The sequence below is a fragment of the Caldicellulosiruptor naganoensis genome, from assembly GCF_026914285.1.
Taxonomy (GTDB): Bacteria; Bacillota; Thermoanaerobacteria; order Caldicellulosiruptorales; family Caldicellulosiruptoraceae; genus Caldicellulosiruptor; species Caldicellulosiruptor naganoensis.
The window spans coordinates 786,056-799,106 of sequence record NZ_CP113864.1; the positions used below are offsets into that span (position 1 = coordinate 786,056).

General features: G+C 35.9%; 17 protein-coding genes. 13 read left to right on the top strand and 4 right to left on the bottom strand.

Annotation, left to right across the window (positions count from 1 at the left end):
* Positions 1 to 3: 3 nt before the first annotated feature.
* Together OTJ99_RS03720 and OTJ99_RS03725 are read left to right on the top strand one after the other, a co-directional pair.
* Entirely contained in the window at positions 4 to 930 is a 927-nt protein-coding gene (locus tag OTJ99_RS03720; protein ID WP_045165177.1) for a GTP 3',8-cyclase MoaA, read from the top strand.
* Positions 931 to 935: 5 nt separating this feature from the next.
* Positions 936 to 1,859 carry a cyclic pyranopterin monophosphate synthase MoaC/MOSC-domain-containing protein gene (locus OTJ99_RS03725; protein WP_045165176.1) on the top strand — a complete coding sequence of 308 codons (924 nt, stop codon included), beginning with the start codon at positions 936 to 938 and terminating at the stop codon, positions 1,857 to 1,859.
* A 1-nt stretch (position 1,860) separates the two neighbouring features.
* On the opposite strand, the gene OTJ99_RS03730 is transcribed toward OTJ99_RS03725, so the two are convergent.
* The gene (locus OTJ99_RS03730; protein WP_045165175.1) at positions 1,861 to 2,355 is read right to left on the bottom strand and encodes a MogA/MoaB family molybdenum cofactor biosynthesis protein; all 495 of its coding nucleotides are present in this window, start codon (positions 2,353 to 2,355) and stop codon (positions 1,861 to 1,863) included.
* A 115-nt stretch (positions 2,356 to 2,470) separates the two neighbouring features.
* Between OTJ99_RS03730 and OTJ99_RS03735 the strand changes: the two genes are divergently transcribed.
* The 11 genes from OTJ99_RS03735 to OTJ99_RS03785 all read left to right on the top strand — a co-directional run bounded on the left by OTJ99_RS03735 (position 2,471) and on the right by OTJ99_RS03785 (position 9,420).
* Positions 2,471 to 2,854 (top strand): GNAT family N-acetyltransferase, encoded by a 384-nt coding sequence (locus tag OTJ99_RS03735; RefSeq protein WP_045165174.1) that lies wholly within the window; start codon positions 2,471 to 2,473, stop codon positions 2,852 to 2,854.
* Positions 2,855 to 2,879: 25 nt separating this feature from the next.
* Positions 2,880 to 3,662, top strand: a complete 783-nt coding sequence (locus OTJ99_RS03740; RefSeq protein ID WP_045165173.1) for a CheR family methyltransferase — start codon at positions 2,880 to 2,882, stop codon at positions 3,660 to 3,662.
* Positions 3,659 to 4,165, top strand: a complete 507-nt coding sequence (locus OTJ99_RS03745; protein ID WP_108720933.1) for a hypothetical protein — start codon at positions 3,659 to 3,661, stop codon at positions 4,163 to 4,165. Before OTJ99_RS03740 ends, OTJ99_RS03745 begins: the two co-directional genes overlap by 4 nt.
* Positions 4,165 to 5,145, top strand: a complete 981-nt coding sequence (locus tag OTJ99_RS03750; RefSeq protein ID WP_045165172.1) for an MraY family glycosyltransferase — start codon at positions 4,165 to 4,167, stop codon at positions 5,143 to 5,145. The genes OTJ99_RS03745 and OTJ99_RS03750 overlap by 1 nt, the downstream gene beginning before the upstream one ends.
* Before the next feature lie 375 nt (positions 5,146 to 5,520).
* Positions 5,521 to 5,820: a hypothetical protein gene (locus tag OTJ99_RS03755; RefSeq protein ID WP_235374643.1), complete on the top strand. Its 300-nt coding sequence runs from the start codon at positions 5,521 to 5,523 to the stop codon at positions 5,818 to 5,820.
* Positions 5,796 to 6,239, top strand: coding sequence for a GerMN domain-containing protein (locus OTJ99_RS03760; protein ID WP_235374642.1), 444 nt, complete (start codon positions 5,796 to 5,798; stop codon positions 6,237 to 6,239). The genes OTJ99_RS03755 and OTJ99_RS03760 overlap by 25 nt, the downstream gene beginning before the upstream one ends.
* Before the next feature lie 6 nt (positions 6,240 to 6,245).
* Positions 6,246 to 7,022, top strand: a complete 777-nt coding sequence (gene rph, locus OTJ99_RS03765) for a ribonuclease PH (protein WP_045165171.1) — start codon at positions 6,246 to 6,248, stop codon at positions 7,020 to 7,022.
* Positions 6,991 to 7,605: an XTP/dITP diphosphatase gene (locus OTJ99_RS03770; RefSeq protein WP_045165170.1), complete on the top strand. Its 615-nt coding sequence runs from the start codon at positions 6,991 to 6,993 to the stop codon at positions 7,603 to 7,605. Before rph ends, OTJ99_RS03770 begins: the two co-directional genes overlap by 32 nt.
* The gene (locus OTJ99_RS03775; RefSeq protein ID WP_045165169.1) at positions 7,583 to 8,059 is read left to right on the top strand and encodes a metallophosphoesterase; all 477 of its coding nucleotides are present in this window, start codon (positions 7,583 to 7,585) and stop codon (positions 8,057 to 8,059) included. Before OTJ99_RS03770 ends, OTJ99_RS03775 begins: the two co-directional genes overlap by 23 nt.
* A 4-nt stretch (positions 8,060 to 8,063) precedes the next feature.
* The gene (locus OTJ99_RS03780; RefSeq protein ID WP_045165168.1) at positions 8,064 to 8,612 is read left to right on the top strand and encodes a GNAT family N-acetyltransferase; all 549 of its coding nucleotides are present in this window, start codon (positions 8,064 to 8,066) and stop codon (positions 8,610 to 8,612) included.
* 46 nt (positions 8,613 to 8,658) lie between these two features.
* Positions 8,659 to 9,420 carry a DeoR/GlpR family DNA-binding transcription regulator gene (locus tag OTJ99_RS03785; RefSeq protein WP_045165167.1) on the top strand — a complete coding sequence of 254 codons (762 nt, stop codon included), beginning with the start codon at positions 8,659 to 8,661 and terminating at the stop codon, positions 9,418 to 9,420.
* A 64-nt stretch (positions 9,421 to 9,484) separates the two neighbouring features.
* Here the strand turns inward: OTJ99_RS03785 and OTJ99_RS03790 are convergent, their stop codons facing one another.
* The 3 genes from OTJ99_RS03790 to OTJ99_RS03800 all read right to left on the bottom strand — a co-directional run bounded on the left by OTJ99_RS03790 (position 9,485) and on the right by OTJ99_RS03800 (position 13,045).
* Positions 9,485 to 10,714 carry an aspartate kinase gene (locus OTJ99_RS03790; protein ID WP_045165166.1) on the bottom strand — a complete coding sequence of 410 codons (1,230 nt, stop codon included), beginning with the start codon at positions 10,712 to 10,714 and terminating at the stop codon, positions 9,485 to 9,487.
* Positions 10,715 to 10,808: 94 nt separating this feature from the next.
* Positions 10,809 to 11,735, bottom strand: a complete 927-nt coding sequence (gene thrB, locus OTJ99_RS03795) for a homoserine kinase (RefSeq protein WP_045165165.1) — start codon at positions 11,733 to 11,735, stop codon at positions 10,809 to 10,811.
* Between the two features lie 53 nt (positions 11,736 to 11,788).
* Positions 11,789 to 13,045, bottom strand: coding sequence for a homoserine dehydrogenase (locus OTJ99_RS03800; protein ID WP_045165164.1), 1,257 nt, complete (start codon positions 13,043 to 13,045; stop codon positions 11,789 to 11,791).
* Positions 13,046 to 13,051: the final 6 nt, after the last annotated feature.

A 13,051-nucleotide genomic window follows, 5' to 3' on the forward strand; every position in this document is an offset into this window, starting at 1 on the left:
TAAATGTATGATGGATTTTTTAGAAAGATTGAATACTTGAGATTTTCAATAACAGACAGGTGCAATTTCTTCTGCAAGTATTGCAGAACAAAGGAATCATGCGAAATTGAAAACAAAGATTTTCCAAAAGACGAGATTTTTAGAATTATTGCGGTGTTTAAAAAACTTGGTATAAAGAAACTGAGGTTTACAGGTGGTGAGCCATTTTTAAGAGATGACATATTTGATATTATAGAGTTTGCTGATAACATTGGTATAAAAAATATAAATGTTACAACGAACGGGTATTTAGATGAAGAAAAGATTGAGAAGATAGCAAAAAGCAATCTTTTGTCAATTAACATTTCACTTGACACTTTAGATAGGCAAAAATACAAAGTCTTAACTGGTGTGGACGGACTGGGTAAAGTAATAAGTTCAATAAAAAGCTTGTCAAGATTCAAGAAAGTAAAGATTAACACAGTTTTGCTAAGGTCAGTAAACTTTGATGAAATAGAGCACTTGATATTATTTGCTAAGGAGAATAATGTTGTTATAAGGTTCATCGAACTTATGCCAGTAGGAGTTGCAAATAGGATTTTTGAGAGTGAATTTGTGAGCATAAAAGAGGTTTTGAAAAGATTTAAGAATTTTCATGAAATTGAGAGCAGCGAAAACTCTGTTGCAAAATATTACTATCTCGAAGACTTTGACCAGGTTGTTGGGGTTATAAACGCTGTATCAGGACACTTCTGTGGCAGCTGTAATAAGGTAAGAGTCTCATCAAGAGGAGTTCTCTACAACTGTTTATTCGATAAAATAGGACTTAATTTGAAAGAGTATTTAAATGATGAAGATATTTTGATTGAAAAAATTCAGGAATTTGTCAAAAAGAAAAACTTTACAAGATTACCATCAACAGATTCAATGATGTTTAAAATAGGAGGGTAAAAGAAATGGAGTTTACTCATTTGAATAAAGAAGGAATGCCGCAGATGGTTGATGTATCAAATAAGGAAATAACCGAAAGAATTGCGAAGGCAAGTGGCAGAATTTATGTGGGAAGCGAGGTCATAAAAGCGATAGAAAAAAGCAGGCTACCAAAAGGTGATATATTCTCAGTAGCAAAGATTGCTGGAATAATAGCGGCAAAAAAGACATCAGAACTGATTCCGCTTTGTCACAATATATTTCTATCACACGTCGATATCTCATATTCGGTAAACAAAGAACAAGGTTATATAGAGGCAGTAGCCGAGGTAAAGACACAAGCCCAAACAGGTGCTGAGATGGAGGCAATAACTGCAGTTTTGATTTTTTTAGAGACAATCTATGATATGTGCAAGGCAATAAAGAAGGATATGGTGATTTCTGATGTGAGATTAATTGAAAAGATAGGAGGAAAATCAGGACATTATATCTTTGATAAAAGAAAAGGTTTTGCGAAGTTGATTTCAATAAACATAAGCAGACAAAAAGGTACACCAAAAGAGCCAGTTGAAGAGGCACATGTAATTGAGAATTTTGGGATAGAAGGTGATGCTCATGCAGGAATTTCCCACAGGCAAGTAAGCCTTCTTGATATGTCCAGCATAAAAAAGATGGAAGAGTACGGCATAAAAGGCCTTTGTTTTGGCAAGTTTGCAGAGAATATTACAACAGAAGGACTGGATATAAGCAAAATCCAGCTTGGTACAAAGCTAAAGATAGGAGATGATGTAATACTTGAGATAAGCCAGATAGGGAAAAAATGCCATGGATATGGATGTGAAATAGCAAGGACGGTTGGCGTTTGTATAATGCCAAAAGAGGGACTGTTTGCAAGGGTATTAAAAGGTGGTAAAATAAGGGTAGGAGATATTATAGAAATTTTAGGCTAAATCACTCTATCTTACCACATTCCCTCTCATTTTCAAGCAAGATATTTAATCCATGCTCTAAAACCGGCAGCACTGCCTCAATACACTCTTTTACTGCCTTTGGTGAGCCGGGAAGGTTGATTATGAGGCTATTTTCATATATTCCCGAAACTCCGCGCGAAAGATAACTTCTTTTGTTAATTTTGCCTGTCTCATGCCTGATGAGTTCTGATATGCCCGGTGTTTGTTTTTGGATAACCTCAAGTGTTGCCTCAGGTGTAACATCTCTTTTATAAAAGCCAGTGCCTCCAGTTGTTAGAATTAGGTTTGCACCAGCATTTGCTGCTTCTACTATAGCCTTTTTTATTTCTTCTTTCTCATCTGGCACAACCTTGTAGTACACATTTGAAAACCCCTGAGCTTGTAAGAGATTTATTATCTCTTTTCCGCTCAGGTCTTCTCTTTCTCCTTTTGAGCCCTTGTCTGAGCATGTTATCACTGCAAATGTAAATGCCATTTTAAACTTTCCTCCTTTTTTCAAAACTATTTTTCCTCATTTAGATTTTAAACTGCCTTACAATTTGTTATAATTATATAAGATATCATCTTAATTTTAAAGAGGGTAAAGTTTTATGGTTGAAATAAGGCAGATGAATCCTTCTGAAAGACATTGGGTTAAAAAACTTGTAGAACAATATGGTTTTCAGTTCTATGATAATGCGATAACTCATGTTGTGGATGATAAAGGTAATATTATTGCAGCTTCGCAGCTGGCGGTAGAAGAAACTCAAGCTCAAATTTTATCAATTGTGGTAGAAGAAAACTTTCGCAAGATGGGATTTGGCGATGGACTTTTGAAGATGCAAATAAATCATTGTTATAAAAACAACATTCCTATTATCAAGGTAAAAAAAGGAATGGAAGATAGCTTCTTTAAAAGAGTTGGTTTTATCGAAGATGGAGATTGGCTTATCTTAGATGTGCAAGCATTTTATTTGAATTTGCACTGCAAGTAAAAGTGGTATAGAAAGAGGGTTAGATATGAATCTTGATTACGAATGGTTTAAAAAGAAGATTTTGGAGTATGTAGGAATAAATCTTTCGTATTATAAGGAAAAACAAATGAAAAGGCGAATAGAGTCTTTAATGAAGAAAAACGGCTTTCAAAACTATGCTGACTACTACAGTGCTCTGACAAAAGACCAAAGGCTTTTTAATGAGTTTATTAACTACCTGACAATAAATGTCTCTGAATTTTACAGAAATCCACAACAGTGGGAAATACTTGAAAGAGAAATTATGCCATATATTCTCAAAAGGACAAAAAGACCAAGAATTTGGTCAGCTGCCTGTTCAACGGGTGAAGAGCCATATTCAATTGTCATGCTTCTGACAAGGTTTTTCCCTTTAAGCGAAATAAAGATTTTAGCAACGGATATTGATGATGATGCTTTAAGGAAAGCAAAAGAAGGAGTATATCTGAAAAAAAGTCTTGAGGCACTGCCTCAGGAATTTGTAAGAAGGTTTTTTAGAGAAAATGGAGAATTATATTACATAAGTGATGAGATAAAAAGGTGTGTTGAGTTCAAACACCATGACCTGTTAAAAGACCCTTATCCAATTGGAATGGATTTGATTGTATGCAGAAATGTTCTTATTTACTTTACAGAAGAAGCAAAGGATATGGTATATAGGAATTTTAACAAATCTCTTGTGATGAATGGTATTTTATTTGTAGGTTCAACTGAGCAGATAATAATGCCTCAAAAGTATGGACTAAAGTCAATTAGAACATTCTTTTATGAAAAGGTGATGAATATTTGAAAGCAAAAGAAATTTCATATGCTGGGTTGATGGGAGCGCTTAGTATAATTTTTTTGTTCTTTGCTTCAGTTTTACCAAAGGGAAATAGCTTGTTTTACATTCTCTCTTCGGTTTGCATAATGATAATTGTATGGCAAAATAGCATAAAACTTGGTTTTCTTACGTACGTTGTAGTATCTTTACTGAGCTTAATGATTGTACCAAACAAACTTGTAGCTGTGCTATACATTCTTATTTTTGGGCTTTACCCGCTGTTTAAGGCTATATGTGAAAGAGGTTTTCCAATTTATATTGAGCTTGGTTTAAAACTTTTGTTTTATAATGTTGCGCTAATTATTTTATATTTTGTGTTTAAAATAATAATGAAAGAGATCCCGAATTTTAAATTTGGAATAGCTTTGACGGTTGCTTCTTCTGAGGTTATCTTTGTACTTTATGACTATCTTCTTACACTTATTTTACAAAAGCTAAAGAGTCTCAAAATTCCTTGGAGGGGAAACTAATGACAGACCTTATAATAAAAGATGCGCTTTCGTTTTTGATTTCGTTCGTTTTGGTAACAGTTATAACACCATATATCCAAAGAAAGTCAATTGAGATAGGGTTTGTTGACAGACCAAATCCGCGAAAGATTCATTCATATCCAATTCCTGTAACAGGTGGAGTTGCTCTGTTTGTTGCATTCTTCGTCTCCCAGTTTTTGATAAGAGGCATAAGCCGTGAATTTTTAGGTTTTTTTATAGCATCAAGCTTGATTTTGGCAATTGGTCTTGTTGATGACTGGTATAAATCTCAAGGTAAAGAGTTTAGCGCTCTTCCAAAGTTTTTGGTGCAGATATTGGCATGTTCAATAGTTTTTTTTATGGGTATTCAGATTGAAGGAATAACGAACCCGTTTACACACAAGTTCATAAGCTTTCCGGTGTGGTTTCAATATATAGCAACTGTAATATGGCTTTTTGGTGTGACAACAGTAATAAACTTTATTGATGGGATAGATGGTCTTGCTGCAGGTATTACTACAATCTCAGGTACTACTTTGTTTTTTGTTGCTCTGATGAACCTCAGCATAATTTCAACAGCAAGGGTTTCAACTTACATGGCGGCAGCACTTGTAGGTGTTGCTTCAGCTTTTTTGATTTTCAACCGCCACCCAGCCAGGATTTTTATGGGCGACTCAGGTGCTACATTCTTAGGATTTGTCCTTGGGACAATTGCTGTTGAAGGGACATTTAAGGTGGCAACAGTTGTGTCTTTGATTGTGCCAATCCTGACATTGGGACTTCCTATATTTGATAATCTTTTTGTCATATTCAAAAGAATTAAGGAAGGAAAACCTATTCACAAAGCTGACAAAAGTCAGGTCCATTTTAGGCTTCTTGAAGCAGGCTTGAATCAAAAGCAAACAGTGCTATTTTTGTACTTAGTTAGCATTTGTTTTTCGCTGACCTCTCTTATCATAATGCTTTTGGCAAGAAGATAATAAAGAATTCTTTTTCTTGTTCTAAGCCACCCTCATTTTAAATATGCTAATAAAAAGATTAACATAAGTCTATGAAAAGAGGGTGGTTTTGGAATGAGAAAAAGAATTTTTTTGTATTAATTCTTTGCTTATTGTTCTTAACCTCTTGTAGTATAAATAACTTTTTATCTACAATAGCTCGGGATGACGTGTATCAAAATTCTCAAAGTACAAAAACTGAAATAAATTTTGAAATTGTAGACAGTGACGTTTATACTCTTTATTCAACTGAGCAGATAAGTACTGGCAATTCTTCGAAAATTCTTAGCATATTTTTGTGACAAACACAAAAACCTTGTATTAGCAAATGTTTATACTGAGAAAACTTTATCTGTGATGAAAAAAGGGCTTGAACTTTCTGTGTTTTCACCACAGAGGCAGAGGAAACTCAGAAATTTTGGGCTTTTTTGTATATTTCCCGATGACATTGAGATAAATTCTATTAAAGTTGAAGGAGATTGTGCTAAAATTGATTTAAATTCAAAGTTTTATCAAAAGAAATATTTAGATTTTTACGTTAAAGCGATAGCGTTTTTTATTACCTCATTTGATAACATAAAAAGAGGTTTAATTTTTACAAAGATGGAACATCTTACAATAAGACTCCATTTTTGCGACGATCACATGACCAGCTAATTTTGTTTGTACCGCAAAGGGTTGAAGATAATATCTTTCTTGTGCCAAAGTGGGTAGGTATTCCACAAAATTATAAAAACACACTTTTGACTTTTGGTTTGAGGCAACTGATAAAAAGTCTTAGCTATAGATTTTCTAAACTAAATGGGTTAAAATTGAATAATGTAAATCTAAAAGAGAAAACCTTATATATTGATTTGTCAAGCCAGATTTTGAATCTAAAAGGAAGTAGTGAAATTGACACAATCTTATCCTCAATTTGTTTTACAGCAAAAGAAATTGACAAGTCTATACGGTATATTAAACTCTCTGTAGATGGCAAAGAAGAATACCTTGACCAGTACCATTTAAAAGATAAAATAGATGTAAGCCAGTTTGTATTAAAATCCTATAAATCTAAAACTGTGAAAGGAAGGTAAAGAGCCATGAGACCAGACCAGAGAGCATATAATGAACTTCGACCAATAAAGATAACACGAAACTTTATAAAATATGCTGAAGGTTCATGCCTGATTGAGATGGGCAACACAAAGGTAATTGTCACTGCAACAATTGACGACAAAGTACCTCCTTTTAAAAAAGGAAGTGGTGAGGGCTGGATTACTGCTGAGTATTCAATGCTTCCAAGGGCAACCCAGCAGAGAAATGTAAGAGATATAAATAAACTCAGGCTCAGCGGCCGAAGCCAAGAGATACAAAGGCTAATTGGAAGAGCTCTCAGAGCTGGTATAAACTTTAAAGCATTGGGTGAGCGTGTGATAATTCTTGACTGTGACGTTATTCAGGCAGACGGGGGTACGCGAACAGCTTCAATCACGGGCGGATTTATTGCGATGTTTGATGCCTGCAAAAAGCTTTATGATGAGAAAGTGATAGAAAATTTCCCAATCACAGATTTTGTTGCAGCAGTCTCTGTTGGGATATGTGACGGGGTTGAGATGCTTGACCTTTGTTTTGAAGAGGACTCCAAAGCCTCTGTTGATATGAACCTTGTTATGAACGACAAAGGAGAATTTATTGAAATTCAGGGCACAGCAGAGGGTGCTGCTTTTACCCAGGAGCAGTTTGAAAGGCTACTTGAACTTGGAAAACAAGGTATTCAAAAGATTATTGAAATACAAAAAGAGATATTAGGGGAAGATAGTAAACTTATTGGGAGTGTTCCTAAGGATGAGAAAACTTCTTGTTGCGACCAAGAATAGAGGAAAGGCAAAAGAGATAAAAGAGCTGATTGGAGATTTTTTTGACGAGGTTTTGACTCTGAGCGATTTTGAAGGAAATATCAACATAATTGAGGATGGAAAGACTTTTGAAGAAAATGCCTTAAAAAAGGCAAAAACTATATACGACCTTTACAGATTACCAACTTTAGCAGACGACTCTGGCCTTGAAGTAGATGCACTTGGCGGAAGACCTGGAGTGTATTCTGCAAGATATGCAGGCGAAAATGCAACAGATGAAGAAAGAATTAAAAAGCTTTTAGAAGAACTAAGGGATGTTCCTTGTGAAAAAAGGGGTGCACAGTTTGTCTGTGTGCTTACATTTATTGATGAAAATGGCAGAGTATATCAGACAAAAGGAATATGCCGAGGAAAAATTGGTTTTGAACCAAGAGGTAAAAATGGGTTTGGGTATGACCCTGTATTTATTCCTGAAGGCTCTACTTTGACATTTGCAGAGCTTGAAAGTGAGGAGAAAAACAGGATATCACACAGAGCTAAAGCTTTTGAAAAACTAAAAAGGATTTTGGGTGAGATTTACAATGAAGATATTAGTTCTGAGTGACACACATGGAATTACTTATGATGCTGAGAGGATTGTAAAAAAGTATGAAAAAAATATTGTTTTATGCGTTCATCTAGGAGACCTGGTGAAAGATGCTGTATATCTTCAGAATAAATTTCCAAATCTCAAATTTGAGATAGTACGAGGGAATAACGACTTTACAAAAGATTTTCCAACAGAGAAGATTATTGAAGTTGGGGGTAAAAAGATTTTAATAACACATGGTCATATGTATTCTGTGAAGTCTACATATGAGCTTATTGTTAACCACGCAAAGGCTTTAAAAGTTGATGCAGTGTTTTTTGGTCATACACACCAGCAAGAAGAGTTTTACTCTGACAACATTTTATTTTTAAACCCTGGCAGCTTAGCACTTTCAAGAGACGGCTCTAGGTCATATGCTATTGCGGAGGTAACTGCGTTTGGTGTTGTAGCATATTTAGAAAAGGTGTGAAAGGATGTTAATAGCAAAAGGTGAACTTGTAAATATAAGGGAACTGAGGTGGGGAGATCTAAAATATCTCCAAAAATGGTCAAATGACCCAGAGGTGGCGTACTGGGCACGTGGTGTGAAGGATGCTCCTTATACATCTATTGGAGAGTTCAGAAGATGGTATTATTCGCGTTCATCCTCAAGTGTTAAACGGTTTATAGTTGAGACAAAAGACAGAAAACCAATTGGTTCTATTTCTTACCGCGACTATGACCCTATAAATAAAGTTGTTGTGCTTGGAATTCACATAGGCGAAAAAGAGTATTGGGGGAAAGGTTTTGGCACCGACGCAATAAAGGCATTTGTAAAATACCTATTTACAACCCTTGATATAAACAGAATAGAGCTTGACACATTTGATGACAATATAAGGGCTATTAAAGCTTATCAGAAATGTGGGTTTAAAATTGAAGGGGTTTTACGTGAAGCAAGGCTTATTGATGGAAAGTTTCATGATGTTATCATAATGGGTATGACAAGAAAAGATTTTGAGAAGATAGCAAACCAGAAATAATGAATATGAAATCAGTTTGAAATCTATAAAGGGAGGTAAGAAAAAGGTGCTTGCTATTGAACGAAGACAAAAGATAATGGCAATGCTAAATGAAAACAAGAGTGTACTTGTTCCAGAGCTTGCAAAGCTTTTCAATGTCACAGAAGAAACTATCAGGCGCGACCTGGAGAAACTTGAAAAGGAAGGACTTTTAAAAAGAACATATGGCGGTGCAGTCTTGGTTGAAAACTACAATGTTGACATTCCATTTGAGTTCAGAAATGTAACAAACATTGAAGGTAAAAAACAAATAGCTCTGACTTTAATAAAGTATATCGAAGATGGCGACACACTTGTCATGGACTCAAGCACATCAGCTCTGCAAGTTGCAAAGCTTCTCAAAACCAAAAAGAAAATAACAGTCATTACAAACTCTGAGCAGATAATAAATGAGCTCAAAGTTTTTGAAGACATCAAGGTGATTTCGACAGGTGGGACGCTGAGAAATAGGTCACTTTCGCTTGTTGGGCCTATTGCAGAGAATACTTTGAAATCTCTTAATGCAAACAAGGCTATAATTTCATGTAAAGGGTTTGACATTGAAAAAGGCTTTACAGAGTCAAACGAGCTTGAAGCACAGGTAAAAAAGATGATGATTGAGATAGCAGAACAGGTTTATATGATTGCAGACCACACAAAGATGAACAAAACAGCACTTGTGAACATTGCAACACTTGATGATGTAGACTTTATCTTCACCGACAAGGTACTGCCACCAAGTCAAGAAAATGCAATAAGAGAGAAGAATGTTGAGATTGTATACTGTTAAAAGTAAAGGGGCTGCCTGGGATTTTTGAAGCAGCCCCTTATGTATTATCCCAAAACTTTGCCCTTTATTTTCCGTTGCTATTCAAAAGATGTAGTTTAAACTTATCATGTATAGCTCTTACTGCCTTTTCAGCATCCTTTTCGTCAATTAAAACAGAAATCTTTATTTCTGATGTTGAAATCATTTCAATGTTAATTCCTGCATCATAGAGTGCTTCAAACATCATTGCAGCAACGCCTGGGTTGTTGACCATTCCAGCACCTACAATTGACACCTTTGCAACATTGTCTGCGTATGTTATATCCTTTGCTCCAATTACATGCAGGTTCTTTGTCAATACATCTAATGTCTGCTTGAGATTGCTTTTTGACACAGTAAATGATATATCTTTTGTCTTTTCTCTTCCAATTGATTGCAAGATTATATCAACATTTATATTCTCTTTCGCAAGTAAAGAGAATATCTGGAATGCCTTTCCTGGCACATTTTCAACTCCAATCACAGCAACCCTTGCTATATCTTTGTCACAAGCAACACCTGACACAAGCAGTTTTTCCACAGAACTTACCTCCTTTACAACTGTTCCTTCATTGTCATTAAAAGATGACCTGACAACTATAGGAATGTTATATTTTTTTGCAAGCTCAACAGACCTGTTATGAAGAACCTTTGCACCCAGCGTTGCAAGCTCTAACATTTCATCATATGAAATCTCTTTTAGCTTTGAAGCATTTGGAACAATTCTTGGGTCTGCAGTATACACACCATCAACATCTGTATATATTTCGCACTTGTCAGCTTTCAAGGCTGCAGCTAAAGCCACGGCTGTTGTGTCAGACCCGCCACGACCCAAAGTTGTGATGTCATCGTACTTGTTTATTCCCTGAAAGCCGGCAACAACCACTATGTTTCTTTTGTCAAGCTCTCTTTGAAGCCTTTCTGTGTCAATTTCTTTAATTCTGGCATTGGTGTGGTTACTATCTGTCTTTATTCCTGCCTGCCAGCCAGTAAGTGATATTACAGGATACCCGAGCTTTTCAATTGCCATTGCCATAAGAGCAATTGATATCTGCTCACCTGTTGAAAGTAGCATATCCATCTCTCTTTTAGATGGGTTTTCATTTATCTCTTTTGCCTTTTCGATTAGCTGATCGGTGGTGTCGCCTTGAGCAGAGACAACAACCACTACCTTGTTTCCTTTTTCATACTCGCTAACTGCCCGCCTTGCTGCTCTGAATATTCTCTCTTTATCTGCAACAGACGTTCCCCCATACTTTTGAACAACTATTCCCAATTTTTGTTCCCTCCCTTTTATTTAAACTAAAAGATTTCTTTAAACTTGTATAGTCGGTTTGATAATATTATATTACACTTTTTTAATAATTGCCTTATCTCTTAAAACTACTGCTACTTTGCACAGAAAAGACTGTAGCACCACTGTTATCAGCTTCTAAAATCATCAAATCCCAGTTAGCTTTCAACTCTAAGGACTTGAGTGCATTCCTAACATTCTGCTCAAAAATATCGTAGTTTTCATCAATCAGTGCTATTATAGAAGGACCAGCACCGGATAAGAATGCTCCTTTTGCACCAAACTCTAAAAATAAATTTACAATTTTATCAAAGTCAGGAATAAGTTTTTTTCTGTACGGCTGATGAAGTCTATCTTGTGTTGCAGCAGGCAGAAGTTCGTAGTTTCCTGTTGTAATTGCGCTTGCAAAAAGTGCAGCTCTTCCAACATTGAACACAGCATCTTTAAACTCAATATACTTTGGCAGAATATTTCTTGCATACTCAGTAGAAAGCTGAAAGTCAGGGATGAACACTGCAAACTTGAGTCTGTTTGGCACAACAAACTTAATGTAGTTTACCTTATTTTCTTCCAGTACTGCAAAGACAAGTCCGCCAATCATTGCAGGTGTTGAATTGTCAGGATGCCCTTCCATCTTAGCTGCCAAAAAAATCATCTCTTCTTCAGAAAGCTTTCCACCACACAGAAGGTTTGCAGCATAAATTCCACCTGAGATACAGGCAGCAGACGAACCCAACCCACGTGTTAGTGGAATTTCATTTATAAGATTTATCCTCAACCCCTTTGGGTACCAGCCAACCTCGTCAAATACAACCTTCATGGCTTTGAAAACAAGGTTATTTTCATCTTTGGCGATTGATGGGTCGTCTGGGTTTGAGGTTATGATCAATCCTTTTTCGATTTCTTCCACTTCAATAATATTATAAAGTTTTAGTGCAACCCCCATACAGTCAAATCCGGCACCAAGGTTTGCCGATGATGCCGGGACCTTTACAGAAATCATTTCTATAACTTACCCCCAAGCTACTTAGATTTATTCATTTATTCTAAGCCCTTTTATATATTTTCATCATATCTGATGATAGATAAAACCTTTTCAATAGCAGGTAGTTTTTCAAGTTGTGATATCTTCTCTTTGAATTCTCCTTCTTTCATCTCATGTGTGACAAACGCAAACTCACTTTCACCAATTGGTTTGTGAGTATTTACAATCATACAGTCATTGAAAATAATTGAAACTGCGTCTTTTGCCTTTGATAGGTCTTTGTACTTTACTCTTACAAAGAATCTGCATGAAGTTTGATCTATATCCAAAACCTTTATATCACCAGAGATTCCCCAAGTGTAGACATATGACTTGTCGATGTGCTTGACAATGTCAATTATATCTCCCACCACCGCACTTGCAGTTGGAAGTTTACCAGCGCCTTGGCCATAGAACATCACATCGCCTATTGCATCACCTTTTACTAATATTGCATTAAATACATCATCGACATTTGCAAAAGGACTTTTTTGGAGTATCATAAGTGGACTTACCCTCGCAAAAACAGTTGTGCTATCTAACTTTTTGCTCATAGCAATGAGTTTTATTGTGCACCCGAGCTCCTCTGCATATTCCATGTCTTCTTTTGTAACTTTTGAGATACCCTCTGTATAAATATTCTCATAGTTTACATAGTGAGAGTATGCAATTGAAGATAAGATTGCAATCTTTCTGCATGCGTCATGCCCGTCAACATCGTTGCTTGGGTTTCTCTCTGCATACCCTTTTTCCTGGGCCTGTTTTAGCGCCTCCTCAAATGACAGTGAGTATTTGTTCATCTGTGTCAGGATATAGTTTGTGGTGCCATTTAAAATTCCTGCAATCTCTGTTATTTGATTTCCTGCCAAACAGTTCTGAAGAGGTCTTATAATAGGTATTCCACCGCCAACACTTGCTTCAAAGAAATAATTTATATTCTTCTCCTTTGCAATTCTCAAAAGCTCTGGTCCATACTTTGCAACAAGTTCTTTATTGGATGTTACAACATGCTTTCCTTTTTCTAAAAGCTTTTTTGTATAAGTATACGCAGGCTCAAGCCCACCAATTGTTTCAACGACAATAGAAACCTCATCGTCATTTAAAATTTTGTCAAAGTCTTTAATAATCAAATCTTTTGCAGGATGGTCTGGAAAGTCACGAATATCTAAGATGTATTTAACTCCTATCTCATCGCCAGCTCTTTTAGCAATTGATGCTGCGTTTTTTGTCAAAACTTCCCACACACCTGAACCAACAACACCAAATCCCATTATTGCAATCTTTACCAATTCAAA

Excerpts from the sequence above, each read along its gene's own strand:
- OTJ99_RS03720 (WP_045165177.1), top strand. The coding sequence starts at position 4 with ATGTATGATGGATTTTTTAGAAAGATTGAATACTTGAGATTTTCAATA.
- OTJ99_RS03725 (WP_045165176.1), top strand. The coding sequence starts at position 936 with ATGGAGTTTACTCATTTGAATAAAGAAGGAATGCCGCAGATGGTTGAT.
- OTJ99_RS03730 (WP_045165175.1), bottom strand. The coding sequence starts at position 2,355 with ATGGCATTTACATTTGCAGTGATAACATGCTCAGACAAGGGCTCAAAA.
- OTJ99_RS03735 (WP_045165174.1), top strand. The coding sequence starts at position 2,471 with ATGGTTGAAATAAGGCAGATGAATCCTTCTGAAAGACATTGGGTTAAA.
- OTJ99_RS03740 (WP_045165173.1), top strand. The coding sequence starts at position 2,880 with ATGAATCTTGATTACGAATGGTTTAAAAAGAAGATTTTGGAGTATGTA.
- OTJ99_RS03750 (WP_045165172.1), top strand. The coding sequence starts at position 4,165 with ATGACAGACCTTATAATAAAAGATGCGCTTTCGTTTTTGATTTCGTTC.
- OTJ99_RS03755 (WP_235374643.1), top strand. The coding sequence starts at position 5,521 with ATGAAAAAAGGGCTTGAACTTTCTGTGTTTTCACCACAGAGGCAGAGG.
- rph (WP_045165171.1), top strand. The coding sequence starts at position 6,246 with ATGAGACCAGACCAGAGAGCATATAATGAACTTCGACCAATAAAGATA.
- OTJ99_RS03770 (WP_045165170.1), top strand. The coding sequence starts at position 6,991 with ATGAGAAAACTTCTTGTTGCGACCAAGAATAGAGGAAAGGCAAAAGAG.
- OTJ99_RS03775 (WP_045165169.1), top strand. The coding sequence starts at position 7,583 with ATGAAGATATTAGTTCTGAGTGACACACATGGAATTACTTATGATGCT.
- OTJ99_RS03780 (WP_045165168.1), top strand. The coding sequence starts at position 8,064 with ATGTTAATAGCAAAAGGTGAACTTGTAAATATAAGGGAACTGAGGTGG.
- thrB (WP_045165165.1), bottom strand. The coding sequence starts at position 11,735 with ATGATTTCTGTAAAGGTCCCGGCATCATCGGCAAACCTTGGTGCCGGA.